Genomic DNA, 24,092 nt, shown 5'->3' with positions numbered 1-24,092 from the left:
GGTTGCCCAGGGACCGAGCGCAACCTCACGGTCGTGGTTGCGCGGCCGAACAGCAGTGAGGTTGCGCGTGAGTTGTCGGGCGCAACCTCACGGTCCTAGCGGCGGGGCTGGAGAGCACTGAGGTTGCGCGCGAGTGTTCGGGAACGAACCGTGGTGCCCCACCCAGGCTGTGGTCAGACGAGGACGTAGACGTTGGCGTCCGCACGGATCTCGACGGGGTAGCTGCGGGCGCGAACTGCCGGGTCGGCCGAGGACGACCCGTCCCGGATGTCGAACTCCCAGTGGTGCCACGGGCAGATGACGACGGTCGGCCGCTCTTCGTACCGGAACTCCTGCGGAGGCCCGGGCGCCATCACCCCACGCGTCTCGCCCTCGCAGAGCGGTGCGCCCATGTGGGGGCAGTAGTTCCGTAGCGCGCGCAGCACGCCGTCGACGTTGAAGACCGCGATCGACCGCCCGCCCGCGTCGACGATCCTCCGGTCGCCGGGGAGCAGCTCGTCGGCCGGCCCGACCAGGTACCCGGTCACACGAACTCCGTGCGGATCTCGCCGAGCCCGTCGATCGCGCAGCGGACGACATCCCCCGGAGCGAGGTAGACGGGCGGGTCGAGGCTGTGGCCGATACCGCCCGGCGTGCCCGACAGGACGACGTCGCCCGGCCGCAGCGTCAGCCCGCGCGAGACGTAGGCGACGAGCGCCGCGGGGGAGAAGATCATGTCCGCGGCGGCCTCCTCCTGCCGGAGGTCGTCGCCGACCCAGCACCGCAGACGGGACGTACTGATGTCGAATCCCTGGTCCGCGACCGTGACGGGCCCCAGGGGAAGGAACCCGTCGAGTCCCTTCGCCTTGATCCAGTCGACCCACCCGCCTTCGACGACCTGGAAGTCACGGGCACTGACGTCGTTCGCGACGGCGAACCCGCCGATGGCGGCGGCGGCCTCGGCCTCCGAGGCGTCGCGGACGCGGCTGCCGACGACGATCGCCAGTTCGACCTCGTAGTCGATCATCTCGCTGACCGCGTGCGGCAGGGCGAGCGTCGAGAGGGGCGGGGCGACCGACGACGCGTTCTTGGGGAAGCAGAACGGCTCGCTCGGCAGCGCGGCCCCGAGCTCGGCGAGGTGGGAGTGGAAGTTGAGTCCGGCGGCGACGACGGTCGCGCCCGGGTCCAGACAGGACGTCACGAGGTCGTCACCGGTGCCGAGCGCGCCGGCGGTCGCGAGCTGTGCCCGTACGACGTCAGGGGCACCGAGTACGGCGCCGATCGTCGACACCCCGTCGACAGGTGTCCAGCCCGTGCTCGCGTCGAGGCGGGCGGCCAGGCGGTTCCCGGCCCCGTCCCGGACGTATGCGATCTGCATCGTCGACCCCCTCAGCCGCCGTGCTCGAACGGTGCGTTGTCCCAGGAGAACAACCGGTCCGCCCCGCCGGTGTGGACGTGCATGATGTCCTCGATGAAGTAGCGTTCGCCGACGTCACCCGGGTACTGGATGTGCGCGGAGAGGACCATGCCCGACTCCAGCGTCCAGTCGCTGCGACCCGGCACGACCTCCATGTCGATGTGCTCGAGCCCGAGGCCGTGGAAGAACACGGTCGAGGTGTCCGCCCGCGGCAGGTCGCGGTTCATGACGTCGAGACCGACCTCCTGGAGCCGGCTCATCGACGCCCCCGGCACCGCGGCATCGCGGATCGCGTCGAGAGCATCGCTGCAGGCCTTGCCGACGCGGGCCTGCGCCGTGGTCGGGTCGCCGCCGACGAACCAGGTCTTCCCGCCGTCCCACGCGTAGTTGCGCCACGACCCGTGGCAGTCGAACATCATGTTCATGCCGCGTTCGATGACGAAGTCGGTGATGCCGTCGTCGGTGTAGAAGGCGGGGTTCCCGTCCGGCGGGTTGGAGAAGATGATCGCGCCGCCGTCGTGGACCCAGCCCCCCGCTTCGAGGGCGTTGCAGTTGTAGCGGTGGTTGAGCTCCTGCCAGGTCACGCCCGGCTGCCACTCGGCGAGGGTCCGTTCGAGCGCGATCTCGTTGATCCGCGACGAGTGCCGCATGATGTCGATCTCGGCGGGCGTCTTGACCTGCCGGATGTACTTCGCCGTGCTGAAGGCGTCGACGATCTCGGCGCTTCCGGTGTCGAGGATCGCCGCGACCCGCGGGTTGTCGAAACCGACCCTGCCGCGGTCGAGCTTCAGGTCGCGGACAGCGCCCTGCAATGCGGCGGGGAAGTCGGGTGCGTAGTTCGCGAGCGACGCCCTGCCCCACTCGGTCGCCAGCACCGTGTCGGGGACGAAGCGCGCGAAGCCGGCGGCGTCGGCGGGGAAGGCCAGCGGCAGCATGACGTTGGCGTACGGCCGGACGTCGGGGACCCAGGTCGGGCGGGCGAGCAGCGTGCCCAGGTCGAAATCGGGCATGACCAGGATCGGGTGCTCGGGATCGTGACGCGAGAACACGAAGGCGCCCAACGGGTTGTCCTCGTGGTGCGCCGTCGTCGACTTGCCGCCGTACGTCGTGAAGTAGAAGACGTTGGGACGGCAGTAGGAGACCAGGCCGTCGAGGTCGCGTTCGGCCAGCACGGCGACCATGCGGTCGACGTCGCACAGCCGGTTCGGCAGGGCCGGTGCCGGCGGGAGGTTCGTCAGTCGGTCGAGAGCAACCACGGGATCGGTACTCCTTCGTTCACGGGCGGACGGGCCGGGCTCTCAGCTGAGCCGGAAGAACTCGGACGGGAGGTCGTGGGTCAGTGACCGGCGCATCTCGCGGGGGACGCGCCGGTACGCCATCTGCGGGGCGTCGGCGTCCCAGTGCGGGTAGTCGGAGCTGAACATGACGCACCGGTCGGCCCTGGCGAGCCGCATCATGGTTCCGAGGTCCGCCGGGTCCGGGGGCTCATAGATCGGTTGGGTCGTGAACCGCACGTGGTCGAGGACGTACTCGCTCGGTGGCCGTCGCAGCCACGGGCACTCGTCCCGAAGGCCCTTCCAGTCCTTGTCCAGGCGCCACAGGACGTGGGGCAGCCACGCCCAGCCGGCTTCGATCAGGCCGAACCGCAGTGTCGGGAACCGCTCGAAGACCCCGGAGACGACGAGGCTGATGAGGTGCCTCATGTAGACCTGCGGAATCGACGTGTGGAACTCGAGGTAGTACTCGGGCTTGCCGACGGCGATCATCGCGCTGTTGGTCCCGGAGCTCTCGCCACCGGGGTGCGTCACGACCGGCAGCCCGTATTCGAGCGCCGCTTCGTAGATCGGGTGGTAGTGGCGGTGGCCGAACGCCATTCCGTTGTCGGTGCCCGGGATGTACACCGCCGCGACCGAGGCGTTGCGACCCCAGCGATGGACCTCCGCGACGGCGAGCGCGGGGTCCTGCGGCGGGACCACCAGGGCGATCCGGAACCGCGGGTCCTCGCGGCACCACACGTCCTCGAGCCAGAGGTTGTGCGCCGACGCGACCGCGGCGGCCATCTCCGGCTCGGGGATGCCGCCCAGGCCGAGGACGCTGCCGCCGATCAGCAGCGCGCCGCCGAGGTCGTGCCGGTCGAGGTGGTCGGTCACGACGAACCGCGGGTCGGACCCGGGCGGGCCGCCGTCGGGCGGCATGGCGTCGAGTCGCATCGTGCCGCCGGGGTTGGTGTAGTTGACACCGGGCAGCCGCATCTCCGCGCCGGGGACCTGGACGACGTTGTCCCCGCGCATCACCCGTGCGGCGCTCCCGGGGGGCGCGTCGAGCAGGCCCATGCGCTTACGCATGGCGGTGCTCTCCACATAGGGGGCGAGGTCGCGGATCCCGTTGCGGAAGTTGGGGTGGACGTCGGAGTCGAATGCGCCGGACAGGAACCCCGATCTCGGCGGCGCGGTCTGCTCCGCGGCGTCGGTGTCGATCGTCATCTCATCGGGCTCCGATCCGGTCGGTGATCTCCTGAAGGCGCGTCGTCGTGTCGGACGGTGTCGTCCACGGCGGCTCGACGACGATCTCGTCGACGTCGCGCGACGCGATGCCGTCGACCATGGTCAGCAGCTCGTCACGGTCGGTGCGGTCGTACTGGACGATCCGCACGGTGCGGGTGAACGGTGGTCCCGTCCGCTCCTTCGTCAGCCGGGCGAGGGTGTCGAGCTGCTCGTCCAGCCGGTCAAGGTACGGCGTCCAGCTCATCGCGATGCCGAGCCAGCCGTCGCCGACGCGGGCGGCCCGGCGCAGCGCAGCCGCGGCGTTCCCCCCGAGCAGCACCGGGATGTACGCGATGGGAACCGGGTGCAGGTGGACCCGGTTCCCGGGCCCGGACGTCAGGCTCCCGGTCCACGCGTCACGCAGCGTCGCGACACCGCGCTCGAGCCGGTCGGCCCGGGACGCGTAGTCGTACCCGAGCGCATCGAACTCCTCACGCAGCCAGCCGGCACCGAGGCCGAGCACGAAGCGACCTCCGGTGAGCCGGTCGATCGTCGCCGCCATCTTCGCCACCTCGACCGGGTGTCGTTGCGGGAGCACGAGCACCGCGGTGCCGACCCGGAGCGGCCCAGCGACGGCAGCGGCGGCCGCGCAGCAGGTCAGCGCCTCGAACCACGGAGTCGTCACAGTGCGGATCCGGTCGACCTGCCGGTCGGCCGAGGGCGAGTACGGGTGCACCGGCGACGCGTGCTCGGCGACCACGAGGTGGTCGGTGAACCACAGCCCCGTGGCGCCACCCGATCCGACGGCGTCCACCACCGCCGCCATCGGCTCCCGCAGCAGGAGGTCCCCACCGTTGGGCACGACGCAGCCCAGCCGGGGGCCGTGTGGGTCACCCGTCACGACGGCTGTCCACCTGCACGAGGTTGCCATCGGGATCCCTGAAGATCACCGTGCGGATGAGGTGCCCGGAGCACTCGCCCCAGCTGGCACTGTCCTCCCACGTGGGTCCGTGGACGATCGTCACGCCGGCCCCGGGGGCGGCGGCGACGAGCGCGTCGAGCCCGTCCGCCCAGAAAGCGACGTGGTGGAACCCGGCGTCGAACAGGTTGCGGGGTCCGCCCTCGGCCTCGTGGTCGAGCTGCTGGTCCAGTACGAGGAACGACGCGTCGTCATGGTCGGCGAGCCGCAGGTACACGGCCCGACGCCCCGACTGGGCGGAGCCGTCGCCCCGCTCGCGCCCACGCCGCTCGTGCTGGTCGAGGCTGACCGTCAGGCCGAGGAAGTCCCGGTAGAACCGCAGTGCCGACGCCATGTCCCGCACCCCGACGGCGATGTGGGAGACCGCTCGGATGTTCGCGCTCATGAATGGTCCCCCGGTGCGATCCGGTCCACGAGGCCTTCGCTCGCGTGCCCGATGAAGGTGTCGACGACGGCACGGTCCGCCAGGACCTCGGTGGTCGCGCCGCGGGCGATGACCCGGCCCGCTGCCAGCGCGACCATCGAGGTGGCGAGCGAGCTCACGAACTCGACGTCGTGGTCGACCACCACGATCGACCGGTCCGAGCCCTCGACGAGCATCCGGATCAGGTCCGCGATCATGGCGCGATCCCCGGACGCGACACCGGACGTCGGCTCGTCGAGCAGGAGCAACGTCGGTCCGGCGATGACGGCCCGCACGATGTCGGCGATCTTGCGGACACCGTAGGGGCAGTGCTTCAACGGGACCCCGACGTAGTCGACGACCCCGGCCCGCTCGGCCCAGCCCCGGACGATCTCGCGGGCGGCCCGCTCCGCCCGTCTGCTCGAGCGCAGCGACAGCAACGCAGGAGCCAGCCCGACAGCCCAGTCCGTCTCCAGGCCCAGCATCATGTACTCGCCGGCGGTCAGCTCCTGCAGGCTGCCGATGTTCTGGAAAGAGCGGCCGACGCCGAGCCTCGCGACGCCCTCGGGGGAGAGGTGGCTCGTGCTCATCCCGCTGATCAGGGCCTCGCCCTCGGACGGCTGGTAGTAACCGGACGCGACGTTGAGCAGGCTGCTCTTGCCCGACCCGTTCGAGCCGATCAGGCCCACGATCTCGCCGAGCCCGACCTCCATGCGGACGTTGTCCAGCACCGTGAGGTCGCCGAACCGGACCGTCACGTCGCGGACGTCGAGCAGGGTCGTCGGCCCGCGCACGTCGCCTCCTCCCGCAGCGTTGCCCATGGCGTCGTCCACCGGGTCGTCCCTCACAGGATCGTCTCTCACAGGCTCATCTCTCACGGGGCCGCTCACAGGCGCTGCGCCGTCCGCCGCCCGAACAACCCGAACGGCAGCACGAGCAGCACCGCGAGCATGAACAGGTAGACGACCGAGCCGCCCAGCACGCCGCCGAGCAGGTAGTTCGCGACTGTGAAGATCGCCGCGAGGATCACCGAACCGATCAGCGAGCCCGGGATGCTCTTGAGACCCCCGAGCACTGCCGCCGGGAAGGCGAGGAGACCGATGTCGGCCAGGGAGAACGTCACGCTGCTCGTCTGGGCGAACACCACGCCGGCGATCGCGGCCGTCGCCCCGGCGATGATCCACGCGAGACCCGAGAGCCGGTGCACCCGCATCCCCGAGTACACCGCCAGCGTCTCGTTGTGGGCCAGCGCCCTCATCCGTAAGCCCGGCACCGTCCGGAAGATCAGCAACGTCAGGACCCCGACGACGCCGACCGCGATACCGAGCGATATCAGGCTGCTCCACGGCAGCCGTCCCGTCGCTACAGCGAGGACCGCGCTCGTCGGCGGGGAGATGCTGCGCGCCTGCGTGCTCCAGATGATGTCGATGACCTGCGTGATGATCAGCGCGACGAGGAAGGACATGACGACCTTCTCGAACTCGGACTTGCCGAGCATGAATCGCATCGTCGTCACGTAGATGACGAGGCCCATGACCGACACGACCCCGACCGTGACCGCGAGCCCGCCCCAGTAGCCGAGCGCCGGCTGGACCGTCGACATGATGTAGGCCCCGAACATCAGCAGGTGACCCTGCGCGAAGCTCAGGACACCCGTCGACCGGTACAGCACCACGAGCCCGACGTTGACCAGCCCGAAGATCGCCGCCAGCAGGACGATGTTCGCGACGAGGTCGACGGCTACGCGCACGGCCGCGCTCCCGTCGCCGTCACACCTTCACCTCGAGCTCGACCGCGTCCCCCGCGTAGGCCAGGTTTCCGGCCGCCGTGTCCCACTTCGCGAACTGCACGACGCCGATGCCGCTGTGGTCCTGGTCGGAGTAGGCGACGGGCCCGAACGCCAGGCCGTCGAGCGGCGAGCTGAACGTCCCGATGGTGGTTCGGAACTTCTCCGGAGCACACGGGAAGCCGCACTTCGCGAACACCTCGGCCGCGAGGATGCCCTGGATGTAGCCCACCTCGACACCCTGCTCCATGGGGTTCACACCGTTGGCCTGCAGATCCTCGAGGAAGGTCTTGCTGCCCGGGGTGGTGCCGAGGATGTTGACCGTCGCGAGCACGACGTAGCCGGTGTGGCCGAGGCCGGCGACCTCCTTGAGCACCTCCGGGCCGCCGCCGAACGAGTAGTTCGCCCACGGCATCGACATGTCCAGGCCGCTGGTCGACGCGACCTTCACGGCGGCGATCACGTCGGTGGGGATCAGCCCTGAGACGATCGCGTCGACGTTCGCCGACTGGATCGCGCTCATGACCGGGCCCATCGCGCCCTGCCCGACCGGCGGGCTCTCGACCGTGACGAGCTCGATTCCGACCTTGGCGGCGTAGGCCTTCGTGGCTTCCAACGCCTCGGTGCTCGACGGGGTGGCGTAGTAGATCGCGGCGACGCGCGGCTTGGCGGGAACCTTCCCCTGGCCCGCGAGCGACATGATGTACGCGAGCTGAGCCGGACCCTGGAGGTTCTGGTTGGCGCTCGAGCTGAACACCGACGGGTTGGGCGGCTGGATGAAGCTGCCGGGCGTGCCGGCGTCGATGAGCGCCATCTTGTCCCGCTCCGCGAGCGGCACGACCACCGGTGTCTGTTGGCTGGACACGAGGCCGGCGATCGCCGACACGTTGGCACTGGTGACGAGCTCTCGGTAGACCGATGTGATCCGCGCGGTGTTGGAACCGTCGTCGCGGATCACGAGCTCGATCTTGTGCCCGTTCACGCCGCCGCGGCGGTTGATCCCGTCCACGGCCGCCTGCAGGCCCTTGCTCGCCGGGGTGCTCGCGGCCCGCGCGATCCCGGAGAGGTCGAACTGGCCGCCGAGGACGAACGGAGCGCCCGCGTCGGCCGCAGCACCACCGCCACTGCCGGAGCCGCAGCTCGCCGCGATCAGCCCGACCGCGATCGCCGCGCATGTCAGCCTGCCGGCTCTGCGGATGCGCATTCCCAGCATCAACGACCTCCTTGTGGTCTCGCCGTTCTCGACGGACGAGATGTTCCGATCGGATGGGAACAACGGTTCAGCGCCGTGACACCGGCGGTGTGGGGTCGGCCAGGCGGCCGAGGTACACGCTCTCGATGCGGCGCATGAGCTGCGCATCCGCAGCGCTCTCGTGCAGCGCCCGCCCGCCGTCCATCAGCACGACACTGTCGGTGGCTGCGATCGCGAGTCGTGGGTCCTGTTCCGCGATCAGCAGCCCCCGGGCGAACTCGGTGCTCACACGGCGCAGCACCGGCGCCAGCGACGAGATCACGACCGGGGACAGGCCGAGCGACGCCTCGTCGATCACGACGAGCTCGGCCGATCGTGCGATCGCGGCGGCCAGGGCGAGCTGTTGGCGCTCACCACCGCTGAGGTGACCCGCGGAGCTCCGCAGACGACCGGCGAGCGCGGGGAAGATCTCGAGGAGGTCCTCGATCGAGGTGGTCGACCCGGTCCGGCCCGCGCGTGGAGCGAGAGCCTCCCGTAGATGCTCCTCGACGGTCAGCTCGTCGAACACCTTGCCCTCCGCGGGGACGAACACGACTCCCAGGGCGCACCGCTCGGTGATCGACAGTGACGTCAGATCGGTCGGTCTCGACGTCGAGGGCGGGGTCCAGGTGACCGTGCCGGAGGTGATCCGGCCGCCGCTGCCGGGAGGGAAGCCGACGATCGCGAACAGCAGGCTCGACTTGCCTGCGCCGTTGCGGCCGATCACTGCGGTGGCGGACCCGTCGGCGAGCTTCATGGACACGTCGACGACGGCCTGCTCGCCGGCGGCATAGGTCACCGACACGTCGCGGACCGCGAGCATGGCGGGATCGGTCGTGACCTCGGGGCTCGGCACCCGACCGCCGGCAGGCCGCTCCTCCCGACGGCGTCGACGGAGGGCGGCGAGGAGGCGGTGCGGCCCGTCGAGCAGGACGACGATCCCGATGAGCGCGAACACGATCAGCTCGATCGCGAGCAGGTTGTCGCTCACGAAACCGGAGGCGTTGCCGCTGCCGAAGAACGTGTTGATCAGCGGCGGGACCGCACTGATGATGACGGCCCCGACGATCGCGCCGGGCAACGAGCCGATCCGGCCGAGCACGATCATCACAATGAAGTTCACGCTGTCCAGCAGGGTCACCGAGTCGTACGACGCGCTTCCGATGAAGTAGGCCAGCATGGCTCCCGCGACGAAGTGGATCGCAGTCGTCGTCGCGAACGCGGTACCGATGTACGCCTGGACCCGGACTCCCGCGACCCGTGCCGCGTCCGGGTGCTCCTTCAACAGGATCCAGGCCCGTCCGATCCGGGTCGTCCGCAGGTAGCGGAAGTACTCGTAGACCCCGAACAACACGATCGCGCAGACCGGGAACCACCGGCTGGGGCTGTCGAGTTCGAATCCGAGGATCGACGCGTACGGAAGGGTGAACCCGGCGTAGGCTTTCTCGACGGTCTGGACGTAGTTGCCGACGTTGGTGATCAGGTAGAAGATCGCCAACGTGCTCAGCAGCAGGTAGATGCCTCCGAGCCGGCGGGCCGGCAGGGCCGCGAGGAGTCCGAAACCGAAGCCAGCCACCAGGACCAGGACGAGGACCAGCAGGAACGGGAGCCCGGCCCACGTTCCCAGCAGCGCCGCGCAGTACCCACCTGCGACCAGCAGGCCCGCACTCATGATCGAGGGCTGACCGGCCCAGCCCATGAGGACCGTCAGTGCGACGGCGCACATCGCGTAGACCATGACCGTGATCGCGATCGATTGCTGATGCTCGCCCGAGATCAGGAAGATCACCGCGAGAACCACCGCTGCGAGCGCGAGGCGTCGCGGGAACGTCGAGGTCCACCGCCGGAACCGGCCACCGGATACTGGTCGGGCGATCGGTGCGTCGTCCTCGGCCGGCGTCGTCGCTGTGCGTCGCATGCTTCCGTCAGCACCTTCCGTCGCGGCTCGGCTCTGGGCGCGATGTGGAATGAGGGCCGCACGGATCGACTCGTCAACCGCGGCCCGTCGGGCACCGGTCGGTCGCCGGGAACGAGGCGGAGCGAGCCGGTGGTGGACGGTCATTCCGGTGATACGTAACACAAGCTAGACGAGACGAGACGTTCCGTCTAGATGTCGCTCTGCGTATAGTCGAGCCGGTGACGACGACCGGGGCCGAACGGACCCAGCGCCGCAGCGAGCGCTCACGGCGCGCGATTCTGGACTCCACCTACGAGCTGCTCGACGAGGTGGGCTACCAAGCTCTGACGATCGAGGCGATCGCGGCGCGCGCCAAGGTCGGCAAACAGACGATCTACCGTTGGTGGGGGTCGAAGTCCGCCGTCGTGCTCGATGTCTTCCTCGAGCGGAGCAGCACCGCCGTCCCACCCGACGGCCCCACCCTCGACGTGACGCTCAAACGGAGGGCAGAGCGCTTCATCGAGGTTTTCCACCGCACCCCCCTCGGGCGGAACCTCGGCGTACTCCTCGGTGAGGCGCAGGCCGACGACGAGCTCCGCGCAGTCCTCGTCGACCAGTGGTTCGGGCCACGTCGTGAGTCGATCAGGGTCACGCTCGTCGAGGCGCAGCGATCCGGCGAGCTCCGCGCGGACCTCGATGTCGACACCATCATCGACGCGATCTACGGCCCGCTCTGGTACCGCATGGTGTTCGCGCACGCCCACGTCGACGTCGCGTTCGCCCACGAGATCGTCGACGCGGTGCTCAGCGGGGTGCGGCCCCGGACCTCATGAGCCGTCCGGTCGACGGTTCCGGACACAGCGCCAGAGCCCGGCAGCGCGTGATCGCCCCAGCCTTCGGCACCTGCCACGCGCCGGTTCGACGATGCGTGCGCCGGCCGAGGACGGCGCGCAACCTCACGGTCGTCGCGGGGCAGGCTCGGCAGCAATGGCGTTGCGCGCGGGGGTCGGGCTCGGGTTCGTCAGGCGCAGGGCGAGGGCGGGGCACGCCGTCACCGCGGCGGCCGCGGCCCGGCGCAGCCGGCGGGGGACGGGGCCGGTGACGACGGGGTAGCCCCACTCGTCGAGGTCGACGACCTCGGGCAGGATGTCGGCGCAGAGGCCGTGGCCGTCGCAGGTGACCGTGTCGACGACAAGGTGCGTCACCGGGCACCCCGTCCGACCGGGAACAGCGACGGCCCGCCCGCGGCCCGGCACGGCAGCCCGCTCAGGTGCAGGGCGACGTCCTCGGCGAACACGTGCAGTGCGCTGGCGGCCAGACGCACGGCGCCGTCGGGGTGGGCGCAGGCGCCGCGACCGTCGATGACGCCGAGCCGCCCGGTGAGCCGGGCGTAGGCGGCCGGCGCCCCGGCCCGGCCGTCGACGATCTCGGCGAGGTACCCGGCGATCGCGGGCAGACGGAAGCGGCAGGGCCCGCACTGGCGTGCCGACTCCCGCGCCAGGTAGCGCAGCAGGTGCAGCGTCAGGGTGGGGCCGCGGGCGCCCGCCTGCAGGGCGAGCAGGACGCCGGCGCCCAGGGTGGCCCCGGCGGCGCGGATGGCGTCGTGGCCGACGGGGAGCCCGAGGTGGTCGGGCACCGGCAGCCAGGTGCCGCCGTATCCGCCGGTCAGGACTGCGCCGACCTGCTCGGACGGCCCGCCGGCGAGGTCGAGCGCCCTGCCAGCGGCGTCCCGGTGGGCACCTCGACGACGCCGGGCCGGGTCACGGCGCCACCGACCGTCAACAGCATGGTGGGTGGGGTGGTGGGGCCGTGGCGGGCGACGAGGGCGATCCGGGCGAGGGTCTCCACGTTGGCGACGAACGTCGGGCGGCAGGCGACGCCGCGTTCGGCGGGGCGGGGCGGGCTCGTGGTCGGGAGGGCGGGGCCGCCGCCGAGGAACCGGACGAGCGCGGTCTCCTGGCTCGCGACGTACCGCTCGGGCACCTCCACGACCTCGACGGCGACGGGGTCGCGGCGGGCGACGACGGCGCGCAGTGCGGCAGCCGCAGGCGCGCCCGCGCCGACACAGAGGACGACGCGGTTACCACCGAGGGCGAGGGCGGACAGCGCGGCTCCGTCGACCACCAGGTGCGGGGCACCGGGCCAGCAGGGTCGCGTCCTTGTGGCTCGCGGGCTCGCCCTCGCACCCGTTGGCGACGACGACGGGTCGCCCGCGCCGCCTCCCGGCGCGGTGCAGGACGGCACGCAACTTGGCGGCGGTCGGGAAGCCATCGCCGCCGTGGCCGCGCAGGCCCGCGGCGTCGACGGCGTCGACCAGCCCGTCGACGCCCGGCAGCGGGAGGCGGCGGTCGGGGTGGTCGAGCAACCGCGACGACGCCGCGGCGGTGGTGAGTACGGCGGTCACGGTCGGCCTCGTGCGGTGAGGGGAGCGGGTTCGGTGCCGCGGGTGCCGCGCCACACCAGCGCCGCGGCGGCGATGGCGACGCAGCCTAGGGTCACGCCGAGGACCCAGCCGGTCGTCGAGTCGGTGCCGACGCCGAGCCCGTGGATCACCGCCAGCGGCCAGGCGAGGTAGGCGGCCCAGTGCACGGCGCGCCAGGTCCGCAGCCCCACGCGGGCGCGCAGCAGGCTGGTGACGACCAGGGCGATGATCAGGTCGGTCAGGGCCGTCGCCGAGACCGCGGTCCAGGCCGTCGTCCGGCGGACCCGCCGCAGCACACGGTCGCGGCGGCCGGCCCGGTCGGTGCCGCCGGTCGGTGTCGGAGCGTTCGTCATGGCGTCGAGGATGGGCACGCACCCTGGGAACGGGCTGTGTGCCGCCCATGAAGCGGATGTTGCCCGCAGGAGCACGGAGGCGTCGAGATGTCGCCGGTGAGCCACCGGACCCGGTCTCGGCGTCGCGGTGGCCGAGGTCGCCCATCCCGGAGGCTGTCGTGACCGCCGCCCGGCCTGCACGGCCCGACCTCATAGGGTGGGCCGGTGCCGATGACCGCGAAGTACGCCACCACCTGCGGCGTGTGCTCCTCCACCATCTCGCCCGGCGAGCAGATCGCCCGGTCCGGTGAGCGGTGGGCGCACGAGGCGTGCGCGGCGTCGGGGGACCAGCCCGCGGGCGCCGCGGCGAAACCCGCCGCGGCGAAGCGGTCCCGCCCCGCCCGCCCGGACATGCCCGCCGCGGACGGAGCGCTGGAGGTGTGGACCGACGGCGCCTGCTCGGGCAACCCCGGCCCCGGCGGCTGGGCGTGGGCCACCCGCGACGGCCGCCGCGACAGCGGTGGCGAGAACCCCACTACGAACCAGCGCATGGAGATCCGCGCGGCCCTCGAGGCCGTGCGTGCCCTCGACGGGCCGCTCGTCGTCGTCAGTGACTCGACCTACGTGGTCAACTGCTTCCGCGACCAGTGGTGGAAGGGCTGGATCGCGCGGGGCTGGGTGACGAGCGCACGTAAGCCCGTCGTCAGCAGGGACCTGTGGGAGCCGCTGATCACGCTGGTGAACGAGCGTGGCGACGTGTCCTTCCGCTGGGTCAAGGGCCACTCCGGCGACGAGATGAACGACCTCGTCGACGCCCTCGCCGTCGAGCAGTCCCACGCGGTCGCCGGCTGAGCCGAGCATGATCACCGAGAGTGAATTTCACCGCGCCGACCTGCGAATCCTTGCGTCGGCGCCCCGCCGGATGTTTGCGGCGTCGGCCTGGTGAGGTAACCCGATCGTGGCGGTCGGGCCGCGCCCCTCACGGGACGCCGCGGCCGGTCGTCGTGCCCGGCCCCCTCCGCCGGGCACACCGCTCGTCCGTCACTGGGGAGTTGGCCGGGTGAGCGACACGGAGTGGCGGGCGCCGGGCCTCGGGGGGTCCGGCGCCCGCCACTCCCGCCGCCGGTCCTGGCGGGCCGCGCCGGTCGGGGTCAGCCACCGCGCGGGCGGGCGTGGCCGTGATGGCGCCGCTCCACCCGGCGGTCGACGAGTGCGAGCGCGGCGTGGTTGCGGCCCGCGCGGCCCGGGGTGTGGCGAGGACGTCGCCGGAACGTGGTGAGCAGGAAGGCGAGCAGAACGACGACACCTGTGCCGAACACGAGCAGCTGGAGCGACATTGTCCGTCCCGTGGTTCCCGAGGCCTGCGTGTGGTGGGTGGCGTGCGCGGAGAACTTCGTCGGCGGGTACGGCCGGCGTTACAGCGTTCGGCTCCGTGACGACGACGCACGCCGCCGCAGCGGCGAACGGGGCGCTACCAGGTCAGGGAGACGGAGGCCCGGCGCGGGTCGGCCGCGGAGTACGGCACGGTGTCGGGGGACAGGCCCGCCGCGACGACCGAGCCGAACGCCCCGTCGCCATAGGGCCGGGCGAGGACACGGTGCCCCCGCCCCAGCAGCGCCTCGCCCAGCGGGTGGCCGGCCTCGACGAGCAGGTTCCCGTCCTCGCTGCGCCAGCGGTGCGCGGACAGCGCGGTCGCGAGGTCCGCGCCGGCGCGCAGGTGGGCGGTGACCTGCAACAGCGTCTGCACCTGACCGTCGGCGCCGGGAGTGGCGAGGGCGAGCGAGGACCCGTCGGGGCGGGTCGCGAGCATCGGCGCGAGGGTGTGGACCGGGCGGGCGCCGGGGCGCGCGGCGTTGGCGCCGCCGGTGAAGCCGTCGGCCCGGTTGTTGAGGAAGATTCCCAGCTCCGGGACGTGGACGGCGGAACCGAAACCGTCGAACACCGACACCAGTGACGACACGACCCAGCCGTCGGAGTCGGCGGTCGCGACACCGGCGGTGTGCAGGTAGGCACGCGGGCCGCGACGGTGCGTCGCGGCGCGTTCGGTGTCGACGTCGAGGGTCTCGCCGAGCAGCGCGGCGCCGCGGGCGGCGCACTCGTCGCGGTGGGCGAAGACCTCCCCGATGACCTCGGCCATGACGTGGTCGCGGACGTCGGCGTCGATGTCGTCCCAGCGGCCGTCGAGCCACTGCAACGCCATCGCGAGCAGTACACCCTGGCTGGCGGGCGGCTGCACGTGGACCCGTGCCCCGGCCCAGCCGACGGTGACCGGCTCGGTGAGCATCGATGTGTGGGTGCGCAGGTCGGCGGCCGTGAGCGCACCGCCCGCGGCGACCGCGGCCCGGGACACGGCCTCGGCGGCGTCCGCCTCGTACAGGGCGCCGGGCCCGGTCTCGCGGGCCCGGTCGAGCAGCGCGGCGAGCGCCGGCTGGGTCCAGCGCTCGCCGCGGGCGACGTCGAGCACGGGGCAGCCGGGCGAGACGGCGCGGAGGCGGTCGCGGTGGGTCGCCACGGCCGCGACCAGCGCCTCGTCGACGATCATGCCGTCGCGGGCCAGCCGCGCCGCGGGTTCGAGGACCTCGTGCAGTGCCAGCGCGCCGTACCGGTCGTTCAGGTCGGCCCAGCCGGCGAGCGCGCCGGGCACCGTGACCGTGTCGCCCGCGCCGCCGGTGCCGAGGGTCGGCCACACCGCGGGTGAGCGGCCGGTGCCGTTGACCGCGGCGATGGCGCCGTCGGGGGAGCGCACCAGCGCCAGCACGTCCCCGCCGACGCCCGCGGCGTTGGGCATCGTCACGCAGATCACCGACTGCGCGGCGACCGCGGCGTCCACGGCGTTGCCGCCGCGCAGCGCGACGTCGCGGGCGGCCGCGGCGGCGAGCGGGTGGGCGGCGGCGACAGCACCTGATCTGCTCACGCCGCCCACCCTACGAGGATCACGTCCCGCGCAGCCCCAGGTACTCGCGTGCCTCCGCGGGCGAGGCGGGGGTGCGGTCGAACAGTGCCGCCAGGTCGACGACCTTGGTGACGAGGTCGGCGTTCGACTTGGCCTGCTCGCCGCGGCGGACCCGCAGGTTGTCCTCCAGGCCGACGCGCAGGTTCCCGCCCATGACCAGCGCCAGCGCGGCGACCTGGTACTGCCCGGGATAGCCGATGCCGGCGCCCGACCACGTGAACCCGCCGACGCCGAACAGCCGCTCCGCGGTGCGGACCATGTGGACGAGCTGGTCGGCCTCGACGGCGTTGGCGCCGAGGACGCCGAGGACGAACTGCAGGTTGAACGGCGCCTCCAGGATTCCGTCGGCCACGAGCCGGCGCACGTTGTACAGCTGCCCGACGTCGTAGATCTCGATCTCGGGCCGGGTCCGGGCCTCCTTCATCAGCCCGGCCAGGTACTCCATGTCGGAGAACGTGTTGCGGAAGACGTAGTCGCGGGTGCCCTCCAGGTACTCGCGTTCCCAGTCCTGCAGGTCCAGGTCGCGTCGTGCCACCGGGTAGAGGCCGAAGTTGAAGCTGCCGGCGTTGAACGTCGCCATCTCGGGGCGCAGCGCGGGCACGACGGCCGCCCGTTCGGTGATGGTCATGCCCCGGCCGCCGCCGGTCGTCGGCTGCAGGACGGCGTCGGTGCGTTCCCGCAGCCCCTCCACGACGCGGGTGAACAGCTCGACGTCCTGCACCGGCCGCCCGGTCGCCTCCTCCCGCACGTGCAGGTGCAGCACGGCGGCGCCCGCCTCCGCGGCGGCGACGCCCTCCTCGACGATCTGCGCCACCGTGATCGGGATGGCCGGGCTCTGCGCGGGCACCGTCATCCCACCGGTGAGCGCACACGTCACGATGACCTTGCCGGAGTCCATCGGGTCCCCTCCTAGACGACGGCCAGCGGGTCGACCATCGACCCGGTCGCTCCCGCGATCTTCAGCGGCAGCGCGACGAACAGGAACTCGTACACCCGTGCCGCCGCGAGCTCCTCCAGGTCGAGGCTCTCCATGATGTAGACGCCGTTGTCCACCAGCAGGTGCACGTGCACCGGCTGCGGGTTGGCGGGCGAACCGGGGTCGGGGGCGGGCTGGACCTCGAAGGTCTCGGTGTCGCTGCCCGCGGCGATCACGCCGCGCTCGGTGAGCATCCGGGCCACCGAGATGTCCGGTCCCGGCGTGAGGTGCTCGGCCATCCGCGCCCGGTCGGGCCACAGCCCCATGTAGCCGGTGCGGAACAGCACGACGTCCCACTGCCCGATCGTCACCCCCTGCGCGGCGCAGATGTCCTCGACCTCCGCGGCGTCGACGGCCGCGCCCGCGGGCAGGCAGTCGACGCCGCGGTGGCCGGCCAGGTCGAGCAGCACGCCGCGGGTGAACATCGCCGGCATGCTCGACGCGTCGCCGACCGTCGGGCCGAAGTCGCCGAGGTGCTCGGCGGCGTTGGCCCCGCCGTACCAGCGGTTGTCGTCGCCGATCGTGATGTGCGCCAGCGCGTCGACGTGCGCGCCGGAGTGGACCGTCCCGGACACGACCTCGGTCATGCAGCCCAGGCCGACCTCGTTGGGGTGCGGTGCCCACAGGTTCTCGCCGGCCTGGCGCAGCCCCTGCGGGGTCCGGTAGCTCGTCACCTGGAACTGCGGGTGCCCGGGGAACAGCGGCATCCCGGGGAACCGGGTCGCGGCCAGCGAGAACGACCGGCCGGTCCGGGCCAGGCCCGCCGCCCGGGCCCGCGCCGCGTCGGGGACGTCGGCGGCGGGCCCGGCAGCGGGCGGGCGGGTGGTGGTCACGGACGGCCCTCCCGCGCGTCCGTGACCATGCCGACGACGCGCTCGGGCGTCATCGGCAGCTCGTCGACCCACACTCCGAGCGGCTTGAGCGCGTCGTCGACGGCGCTCGCGATCGCGGTCGGCGCCACGAGCCGCCCGCCCTCACCGGCACCCTTCACCCCGTACTCGGTGAACGGCGACGGCGTCTGCAGGTGCTCGACGACGATCTCGGGCACCTCGTGCATGCTCGGCATCAGGTACTCGCGGAACGTCGGGGTGTCGAGCGCCCCGTCCTCGCCGTAGCGGTACTCCTCCATCAGCGCCGCGCCGATGCCCTGCACGATCCCGCCGACGATCTGGCCCTCGACCAGCGTCGGGTTCATGAGCGTCCCGCAGTCGTTGACGGCGTAGTAGGCGCGCATGGTGACGACGCCGGTCTCGATGTCGACCTCGACGATCGGGATGTGGCAGGCGTGCGACACCATCGGGTAGAAGGCGCCCATGTCCTTGCGGTCGTCCGACGGCGGCGTCGAGTAGGGGTGGTCGTAGGTGTGCACGGCGACCAGGCCGCTCGACTCGTCCTCGGGCGTGGAGTGGAAGAACAGCGCCGCCCGCATCCCGATGTCGGCCATCGACATCGACGTGCCCGGGGCGCCCTTGGCGCGGAAGGTCCCGTCGACGCACTCGACGTCGTCGGGGTCCATCTCCATCGCGTGCGCGGCGATCCGGATCATCTTGTCCCGGATGGTCCGCGACGCGCCACGGGTCGCGCCCGACAGCATGATCGTGAGCCGGCTGCCGCCCGGTCCGGCCGACATCGCGCCGGTCGTCGAGTCGGCGTAGGTGACCGAGACGTCGGCGGGGTCGATGCCGAACTCCTCGGCCACGACCTGGCTGACGACGGTCTCGGGGCTGTTGCCCCACAACGGGCAGCCGACCTCGACCCGCACCCCGCCCATGGCGTCGACGTCGATCTTCACGCTCTCGGGCGTGCTCGTCGCGGGCAGCGGCGGGTTGTCGTAGAGGAACCACCACTCGGAGGCGTTGTAACCGGTGCGCTCCTGGCAGGTCGCCAGGCCGATGCCCAGGTAGCGGCCCTCGGCGCGCAGCCGCTCCTGCTCGGCGCGCCAGTCCTCGATCCCGGCGAGCTCCAGCGCCTTGTCGAGCACGGCGGCGTAGTCGCCCGAGTCGTAGACGTTGCCGGGCGGGGTCTTGAACGGGAACTGGTCGGGGGTGATGAAGTTGCGCCGCCGGATCTCGGCGCGGTCGATCCCCATGACCTCCGACGCCTTGTCGACGAGCCGCTCCAGCACGAAGTTGCCCGGGTCGGCGCCGGCGCCGCGGAAGAAGCCCTGCTGCACCTTGTTGGTGAGCACGCACGACACGTCGTAGCGCAGCGACCCGATCCGGTACGGGCCGGTGGGCTGGGCCATCGCGTTGCCGTGCTGGCCGTGGGCGAACTGGAAGTAGGCGCCGTAGTCGTCGACGATCTTCAACGTCAGGCCCAGCATCTCGCCGTCCTCGGCCAGCGCCAGCTCCGCGTCGTAGATGCGGTCGCAGCCGACGTTGTCGTTGGCGGAGATGTTGTCGACCCGGTCCTCCATGTACTGCACCGGCTTGCCGGTCGCCTTGGTCAGCGCCCCGGCGATCGCGAGCACCTTCGTGATGAAGTGCTTGCTGCCGAAGCTGCCGCCGACCGCGCACGGGATCATCCGCATCCGGTTCGTCGACACCCCGAGCATCCCCGCGAACGCCCACGGCAGGAAGTTGTGGAAGTTCGAGTTGGAGTACACGATCATCGACTTGTCGAACGGGTTCCACGACGCGACCGCACCTGCGGTCTCCATCGGCGAGGCACACATCCGGTGCCAGCGGGCCCGCGTCCGGACGATCGTGTGCGCGCGGGCCAGGTCGCCCTCGACGTCACCGAAGTCGAGCGTGCGGTGGAAGGCGACGTTCGAGTCGAGCGTGTCGTGGATCCGCGCCGCGTCCGGGGCCATCGCGGCCTCGGGGTCGACGACGGCGGGCAGCACCTCGTACTCGACGCGGATCGCCGCACACGCGTCCTCGGCGATGTAGCGGTCGGTGGCCGCGACGATCGCGACCGCCTCGCCGGGGTAGCGCACCTTCTCGATCGCGACCGCGGTCTGGGGGACCGGTTCGGCGCAGAACGCCGGCATCGGGTTGACGTGCTCGGCGGCCTGCGCGCCGGTGAGCACCACGGCGACGCCGGGGATGGCCTCGGCGGCGCTGGTGTCGATGGAGACGATGCGGGCGTGGGCGTGCGGGCTGCGCAGCACCGCGCCGTGCAGCATCCCGGGCAGCGTGACGTCGCCGACGTAGGTGGCGCGTCCGGCCAGCAGCTTCGGGTCCTCCTTGCGGGGGACGCTGCGGCCGATCCAGCGGCGCTCGGTCCCGTTCTCGCGGGGGGAGCCGGTGGTGGCGGTGGTGGGGCGGTCCTCGACGGTGCTCATGCCTGCGCTCCGTTCTTCGCAGCGGTCATCGACTGCCCGGCCGCGCACACCGACCTGACGATGTTCTGGTAGCCGGTGCAGCGGCACAGGTTGCCGCCCAACGCCTCCCGGACCTCGTCGGGATCGGGTTCGGCGGTGCGTTCGAGCAGCTCGCACGCGCCCATCAGCATCCCGGGGGTGCAGAAGCCGCACTGCAGGCCGTGGTTCTCGTGGAACGCCTGCTGGATCGGGTGCAGCGTGCCGTCGGCACCGGCGAGGGACTCGACGGTCCGCACCGCCGTGCCGTCGAGCTGCGCGGCGAACACCAGGCAGGAGCGGGTCGCGGCACCGTCGACGAGCACGGTGCACGCCCCGCACACACCCTGCTCGCAGCCGATGTGGGTGCCGGTGAGTTGGAGGTCGCCGCGCAGCAGGTCGGCCAGCAGTGTCCGCGGTTCGACGAGCAGGTCGTGCGCCACGTCGTTGACGGTGATCCGGATGCGGACCTTCTCGGGCGCAGTCGTCTCGGGCATGTCAGGCCTCCCCGGCCGCTCGGTGGATGGCGGTGCGCAGCGCGCGGCCGGTCAGGACGCGCGCGAGGTGGCGACGGAAGTCGGCCGAGCCGTGGCAGTCGGCGATGGGGGACAGGCCGTCGGCGGCACGGGCCGCGGCCTCGGCGATCGCGTCGGCACCCCCGTCGGATCCGGTGAGGGCGTCCTCCGCCGCGCGGGCCCGCACGGGCCGCTCACCGGCCCCGCACAGCGCGATCCGCGCGGCGCCGACGGAGCCGTCGTCACCCCGCGTCACGGTCGCTGCGACCCCGCACACCGGAAGGTCACCGTGGCGACGGGAGACCTCGACGAAGGCGGTGCCCGTCCCGGCCGCCGTCACCGGCACCTCGACGGCGACCACCATCTCGCCGGGGGCCAGCGACGTGGTGAACGGGCCGGTGAAGAAGTCGTCGGCCTCGATCGTGCGCTCCCCGAAGCGGCTGCGCGCGACGACGCGGCCGTCGAGGGCGAGCAGCGCGGTCGGCAGCTCGGCCGAGGGGTCGGCGAACGCGACGCTGCCGACGACGGTCCCCCGGCTGCGCACCGGCGCGTGCGCGACGTGCGCGCCGGCCTCGGCGAGCAGCGGGGCGTGCGCGGCGACGTCGGCGGAGAGCTCGCTGGTGCGCTGGCGGACCGTGGCGCCGAGGCGCAGCGAGCCGTTGCGACGCTCCAGGACGTCCAGGCCGCCGATCCGGTTGATGTCGACGATCACGGCCGGTGACGCGAGCCGTGCATTCATGAGCCGGACGAGACTCTGGCCGCCGGCCAGCACGCGCGCGTCGGCGCCGTGTTCGGCGAGCTGGTCGAGTGCCTCGTCGAGGTCGCGCGGTGCCAGGTAGGCGAACGCCGCAGGCTTCACTCCACACCTCCTTGTGCGGGGGAACTGCTCGGGGAGGACCGGTGCAGGTCCGGTCAGTCGGGACGGGCTGTCGGGCCGGTGAACGCCAGCGCGCCGAAGTGCTCGATGTGGTGGCGCATCTCCTTGCCGGCGAGGGCGGGGTCGCGCTGGCGCAGTGCCAGCAGGATCGGCACGTGGGACTCGACGATCTCGGAGAGTCCCACCCGGACACGGTTGTAGGTGACGAGTGCGCGGATCTCGGCGTGCAGCGAGCGCCACACGTCGAGCAGGAGCGCGTTGCCGGCGGTCTCGAAGACGATCTCGTGGAACCGGGCGTCGTGCACCAGCACCGCGTGCACGTCGCCGTCGCGGGTCGCGGCCCGCATGGCCTCGATCTCGTCCTCGAGCAGGGTGAGCACCTCGTCGGTGATGACGGGTGCGGCAGCGCGGCCCGCGACCTCCTCCAGTGCGGCGCGGACCGGGTACATCTCGGCGAGCTCGCGTTCGGAGATGAGCCGGACCCGGACCCCGCGGTGGGGGAAGCTCTCGACGAACCGCATTGCTTCGAGATCGCGCAACGCCTCGCGGACCGGGGCCTGGCTGACCCCGTACTCCTTCATGACGTGGCTCTCGACGATCCGCTCACCGGGGGCGAACTCGCCGTCGAGGATGCGGGCGAGCAGTCGTTCCCGGAGTTGCTCGCGCAGTACCGCGCGGGCCAGACCACCGGTACGGTCGGCCACTCTGCCTCCGAGGTGTGTTCGCGGTCACCAACGTGCTCGATTATCGATAATCGAGCAGCGGGGTCAAGACATCTGTCGTCCGCCTGCCGACCGCTTCCGCGGACGCGGCGTGACGGGACCAAGAAATCCGCAGATCGGGAGCGCGGTGCGGTGAGCGGTCAGGTCCGGCGGGCGCGGCGGCGCTCCGCCTCGCGGCCGCGCACCCGCAGCCACGTCAGCCCGCCACCGAGCACCCCACCCGCCAGGGCGACGATGACCAGCATCTCCGTACGCGGCTTCTGCTGCGGGACGGCCGTGCCCTCGGGGGAGTTCGTCACCTGCACCACATAGGCGCCCGCAGCCTGCGCGACCGCCGGCCCCGCCTTCTCGACGACCGTCGCGGCCACGGCCTCCGCGCCCGACGGCGACGGCGCCGTCGACGAGATGTCGATCAGCGCGGTGTTGGACCCCGTCGCACTCGCGGTCCCCGGCGCGACCGTCACCGAGACGCGATCGACCGGCACCCCCGCGGCCGCCGCCGCCGGGACCAGCCACTGCCCCTGCCGGAACACCACGATCGCGACCGACGTCGCCCGCCCGTTGTTGATGTCCTTCCACGCCTCCGACGCCTGCTGCGGCGTCAGCCCCGGCGCCGGGACCAGCGCCACCGTCGCCGACGCGTCGTAGGCGGGGCGGGCCGCGCCGAGCGCCACGAACGTCGCCAGCGCCGCCACCACGGCCGTCACCAGCGCGGCCACCGCCACGACGATGCGCGATCGCCGCGACAGCGGCACCCGGCCCCATCGGAGCTGCGGCCCCGAGGCGTCCGGCCGCGCGCCCGCCGGGGCGCTCATGCGGACACCGGAACGGGGGCCGTGGTCAGTCGCAACACCCGTCCGAGGGTATTCGCCCGGCCCCACCGCCCCTGCCGGGGCCCGTGCACGGCGACGGTAGCCACCTCACGTGGGCCGCCGGTTGAAGCGCGCCGGCCGCTTCTCGACGAACGCGGCCACCCCCTCGGCCACGTCCGGCCCGCCCTGCAGCCCCACGGCCGCCCAGTAGTTCGTCGCCAGGCTCGAGGAGAGGTCCTGCTGCCAGGCCGCGCGCAGCGACTGCTTCGTCATCTGCACCGCCCGCCACGACCACGCCGCGATCCGTGACGCCGTGCCCACCGCGTCCTCGATCAGCGCCTCCGGCTCGACCACCCGGTTGACCAGCCCGATCTCCAGCGCCCGCGCCGCGCCGAACACGTCGCCGGTGAGCGCCAGCTCCGCGGCGACCCCCGGCCCCACCAGCCGCGGCAGGAACCACGTCCCCCCGTTGCCCGGCGGCAGACCCAGCCGGATGTAGGTCTCGCCGAACTTCGCGGCCGTCGACGCCACCCGGATGTCGCAGGCCAGTGCGAGGTCGAAACCACCCGCCGTGGCGCCGCCGTTCACCGCCGCGACCACCGGCAGCCGCGACCCGACGACCCGCTCGATCACCGGGAAGATGACCCGCGCGTTGTACGGCTCCCCGGTGCGCGGCATCTCCTCGGCGAGGTAGCGGTGCATCTCCACCAGGTCGGCACCCGCGCAGAACTGCTTCCCGGCGCCGGTGAGCACCAGGGCCCGCACCGACAGGTCGGCCTCCAGCGCGGTCAGCGCCTCCACCATGTCGCGGGCCAGCTCCGGGACCACCCCGTTCGCGCGGTCCGGGCGGTTGAGGGTCAGCAGGACGACGCCGTCGGCGACGTGCTCGGTGAACAGGGTCTCGTAGTCGACACGCGCGCTCATCGCCGCAGGCTACGACGCGCCGCGGGCCGTCACCGGCCGCTCGTCCACCCGCCGCGCAGTCGCACCGGACGGCCTGTCCACGT

At 72.3% G+C, this 24,092-nt stretch carries 27 protein-coding genes; 2 read left to right on the top strand and 25 right to left on the bottom strand.

The features are described 5' to 3' along the window. Positions 1 to 173: 173 nt before the first annotated feature. The 10 genes from AB7F12_RS10235 to AB7F12_RS10190 form a co-directional block, all read right to left on the bottom strand. On the bottom strand, positions 174 to 527 hold the full coding sequence (locus AB7F12_RS10235; protein ID WP_428499657.1) for a Rieske (2Fe-2S) protein: 354 nt from the start codon (positions 525 to 527) through the stop codon (positions 174 to 176). Next, entirely contained in the window at positions 524 to 1,357 is an 834-nt protein-coding gene (locus AB7F12_RS10230; protein WP_428499656.1) for a fumarylacetoacetate hydrolase family protein, read from the bottom strand. The genes AB7F12_RS10235 and AB7F12_RS10230 overlap by 4 nt, the downstream gene beginning before the upstream one ends. A gap of 11 nt (positions 1,358 to 1,368) precedes the next feature. Beyond that, the gene (locus tag AB7F12_RS10225; RefSeq protein WP_428499655.1) at positions 1,369 to 2,652 is read right to left on the bottom strand and encodes a M24 family metallopeptidase; all 1,284 of its coding nucleotides are present in this window, start codon (positions 2,650 to 2,652) and stop codon (positions 1,369 to 1,371) included. 42 nt (positions 2,653 to 2,694) lie between these two features. Next, positions 2,695 to 3,879, bottom strand: coding sequence for an amidohydrolase family protein (locus tag AB7F12_RS10220; RefSeq protein WP_428499654.1), 1,185 nt, complete (start codon positions 3,877 to 3,879; stop codon positions 2,695 to 2,697). A 1-nt stretch (position 3,880) separates the two neighbouring features. Next, complete coding sequence (locus AB7F12_RS10215) at positions 3,881 to 4,780, bottom strand: TIGR03619 family F420-dependent LLM class oxidoreductase (RefSeq protein ID WP_428499653.1); 900 nt, start codon at positions 4,778 to 4,780, stop codon at positions 3,881 to 3,883. Next, positions 4,770 to 5,243 (bottom strand): VOC family protein, encoded by a 474-nt coding sequence (locus tag AB7F12_RS10210; RefSeq protein ID WP_428499652.1) that lies wholly within the window; start codon positions 5,241 to 5,243, stop codon positions 4,770 to 4,772. The genes AB7F12_RS10215 and AB7F12_RS10210 overlap by 11 nt, the downstream gene beginning before the upstream one ends. Continuing rightward, a complete protein-coding gene (locus tag AB7F12_RS10205) occupies positions 5,240 to 6,055 on the bottom strand; it encodes an ABC transporter ATP-binding protein (RefSeq protein WP_428516745.1) in 816 nt (271 codons plus the stop codon). Before AB7F12_RS10205 ends, AB7F12_RS10210 begins: the two co-directional genes overlap by 4 nt. 92 nt (positions 6,056 to 6,147) lie before the next feature. Further along, positions 6,148 to 7,011: a branched-chain amino acid ABC transporter permease gene (locus tag AB7F12_RS10200; RefSeq protein WP_428499650.1), complete on the bottom strand. Its 864-nt coding sequence runs from the start codon at positions 7,009 to 7,011 to the stop codon at positions 6,148 to 6,150. 19 nt (positions 7,012 to 7,030) lie between these two features. Next, on the bottom strand, positions 7,031 to 8,260 hold the full coding sequence (locus AB7F12_RS10195; protein ID WP_428499649.1) for an ABC transporter substrate-binding protein: 1,230 nt from the start codon (positions 8,258 to 8,260) through the stop codon (positions 7,031 to 7,033). A gap of 67 nt (positions 8,261 to 8,327) precedes the next feature. Continuing rightward, positions 8,328 to 10,196 (bottom strand): ABC transporter permease subunit, encoded by a 1,869-nt coding sequence (locus tag AB7F12_RS10190; RefSeq protein WP_428499648.1) that lies wholly within the window; start codon positions 10,194 to 10,196, stop codon positions 8,328 to 8,330. A 218-nt stretch (positions 10,197 to 10,414) separates the two neighbouring features. Between AB7F12_RS10190 and AB7F12_RS10185 the strand changes: the two genes are divergently transcribed. Beyond that, complete coding sequence (locus AB7F12_RS10185; protein ID WP_428499647.1) at positions 10,415 to 11,008, top strand: TetR/AcrR family transcriptional regulator; 594 nt, start codon at positions 10,415 to 10,417, stop codon at positions 11,006 to 11,008. 123 nt (positions 11,009 to 11,131) lie between these two features. Here AB7F12_RS10185 and AB7F12_RS10180 read toward each other — a convergent pair whose 3' ends face one another. The 5 genes from AB7F12_RS10180 to AB7F12_RS10160 are packed head-to-tail and all read right to left on the bottom strand — an operon-like array spanning position 11,132 to position 12,950. Then, a complete protein-coding gene (locus AB7F12_RS10180; protein ID WP_428499646.1) occupies positions 11,132 to 11,380 on the bottom strand; it encodes a ferredoxin in 249 nt (82 codons plus the stop codon). Further along, positions 11,377 to 11,811, bottom strand: coding sequence for an NADH-ubiquinone oxidoreductase-F iron-sulfur binding region domain-containing protein (locus AB7F12_RS10175; RefSeq protein ID WP_428499645.1), 435 nt, complete (start codon positions 11,809 to 11,811; stop codon positions 11,377 to 11,379). The genes AB7F12_RS10180 and AB7F12_RS10175 overlap by 4 nt, the downstream gene beginning before the upstream one ends. 29 nt (positions 11,812 to 11,840) lie before the next feature. After that, positions 11,841 to 12,299: a hypothetical protein gene (locus AB7F12_RS10170; protein ID WP_428499644.1), complete on the bottom strand. Its 459-nt coding sequence runs from the start codon at positions 12,297 to 12,299 to the stop codon at positions 11,841 to 11,843. Beyond that, complete coding sequence (locus tag AB7F12_RS10165; protein WP_428499643.1) at positions 12,256 to 12,579, bottom strand: hypothetical protein; 324 nt, start codon at positions 12,577 to 12,579, stop codon at positions 12,256 to 12,258. The genes AB7F12_RS10170 and AB7F12_RS10165 overlap by 44 nt, the downstream gene beginning before the upstream one ends. Then, the gene (locus tag AB7F12_RS10160; protein WP_428499642.1) at positions 12,576 to 12,950 is read right to left on the bottom strand and encodes a hypothetical protein; all 375 of its coding nucleotides are present in this window, start codon (positions 12,948 to 12,950) and stop codon (positions 12,576 to 12,578) included. Before AB7F12_RS10160 ends, AB7F12_RS10165 begins: the two co-directional genes overlap by 4 nt. A 210-nt stretch (positions 12,951 to 13,160) precedes the next feature. Here AB7F12_RS10160 and AB7F12_RS10155 point away from each other — a divergent pair, with 210 nt between their 5' ends. After that, the gene (locus tag AB7F12_RS10155; protein ID WP_428499661.1) at positions 13,161 to 13,781 is read left to right on the top strand and encodes a ribonuclease H family protein; all 621 of its coding nucleotides are present in this window, start codon (positions 13,161 to 13,163) and stop codon (positions 13,779 to 13,781) included. 299 nt (positions 13,782 to 14,080) lie between these two features. Here AB7F12_RS10155 and AB7F12_RS10150 read toward each other — a convergent pair whose 3' ends face one another. The 10 genes from AB7F12_RS10150 to AB7F12_RS10105 all read right to left on the bottom strand — a co-directional run bounded on the left by AB7F12_RS10150 (position 14,081) and on the right by AB7F12_RS10105 (position 24,009). Next, the gene (locus AB7F12_RS10150) at positions 14,081 to 14,266 is read right to left on the bottom strand and encodes a hypothetical protein (RefSeq protein WP_428499641.1); all 186 of its coding nucleotides are present in this window, start codon (positions 14,264 to 14,266) and stop codon (positions 14,081 to 14,083) included. Positions 14,267 to 14,400: 134 nt separating this feature from the next. Continuing rightward, complete coding sequence (locus AB7F12_RS10145) at positions 14,401 to 15,843, bottom strand: gamma-glutamyltransferase (RefSeq protein ID WP_428499639.1); 1,443 nt, start codon at positions 15,841 to 15,843, stop codon at positions 14,401 to 14,403. A gap of 19 nt (positions 15,844 to 15,862) precedes the next feature. Further along, the gene (locus tag AB7F12_RS10140) at positions 15,863 to 16,780 is read right to left on the bottom strand and encodes a 3-keto-5-aminohexanoate cleavage protein (protein WP_428499638.1); all 918 of its coding nucleotides are present in this window, start codon (positions 16,778 to 16,780) and stop codon (positions 15,863 to 15,865) included. An 11-nt stretch (positions 16,781 to 16,791) separates the two neighbouring features. After that, entirely contained in the window at positions 16,792 to 17,691 is a 900-nt protein-coding gene (locus AB7F12_RS10135) for a cyclase family protein (protein WP_428499637.1), read from the bottom strand. Beyond that, on the bottom strand, positions 17,688 to 20,144 hold the full coding sequence (locus AB7F12_RS10130) for a xanthine dehydrogenase family protein molybdopterin-binding subunit (protein WP_428499636.1): 2,457 nt from the start codon (positions 20,142 to 20,144) through the stop codon (positions 17,688 to 17,690). Before AB7F12_RS10130 ends, AB7F12_RS10135 begins: the two co-directional genes overlap by 4 nt. Further along, positions 20,141 to 20,656: a (2Fe-2S)-binding protein gene (locus AB7F12_RS10125; RefSeq protein WP_428499635.1), complete on the bottom strand. Its 516-nt coding sequence runs from the start codon at positions 20,654 to 20,656 to the stop codon at positions 20,141 to 20,143. The genes AB7F12_RS10130 and AB7F12_RS10125 overlap by 4 nt, the downstream gene beginning before the upstream one ends. 1 nt (position 20,657) lies before the next feature. After that, the gene (locus tag AB7F12_RS10120; RefSeq protein WP_428499634.1) at positions 20,658 to 21,533 is read right to left on the bottom strand and encodes an FAD binding domain-containing protein; all 876 of its coding nucleotides are present in this window, start codon (positions 21,531 to 21,533) and stop codon (positions 20,658 to 20,660) included. 53 nt (positions 21,534 to 21,586) lie between these two features. Next, positions 21,587 to 22,255, bottom strand: a complete 669-nt coding sequence (locus AB7F12_RS10115; RefSeq protein WP_428499633.1) for a GntR family transcriptional regulator — start codon at positions 22,253 to 22,255, stop codon at positions 21,587 to 21,589. 158 nt (positions 22,256 to 22,413) lie between these two features. Continuing rightward, positions 22,414 to 23,088, bottom strand: a complete 675-nt coding sequence (locus AB7F12_RS10110) for a hypothetical protein (protein ID WP_428499632.1) — start codon at positions 23,086 to 23,088, stop codon at positions 22,414 to 22,416. Positions 23,089 to 23,193: 105 nt separating this feature from the next. After that, on the bottom strand, positions 23,194 to 24,009 hold the full coding sequence (locus AB7F12_RS10105; RefSeq protein WP_428499631.1) for an enoyl-CoA hydratase/isomerase family protein: 816 nt from the start codon (positions 24,007 to 24,009) through the stop codon (positions 23,194 to 23,196). Between the last annotated feature and the right edge of the window lie 83 nt (positions 24,010 to 24,092).

It is taken from the genome of Pseudonocardia sp. (assembly GCF_050250275.1).
GTDB lineage: Bacteria > Actinomycetota > Actinomycetes > Mycobacteriales > Pseudonocardiaceae > Pseudonocardia.
The sequence above is the reverse complement of the archived record's forward strand: the minus strand, read 5'-3'. Positions and strand labels throughout refer to the sequence as shown.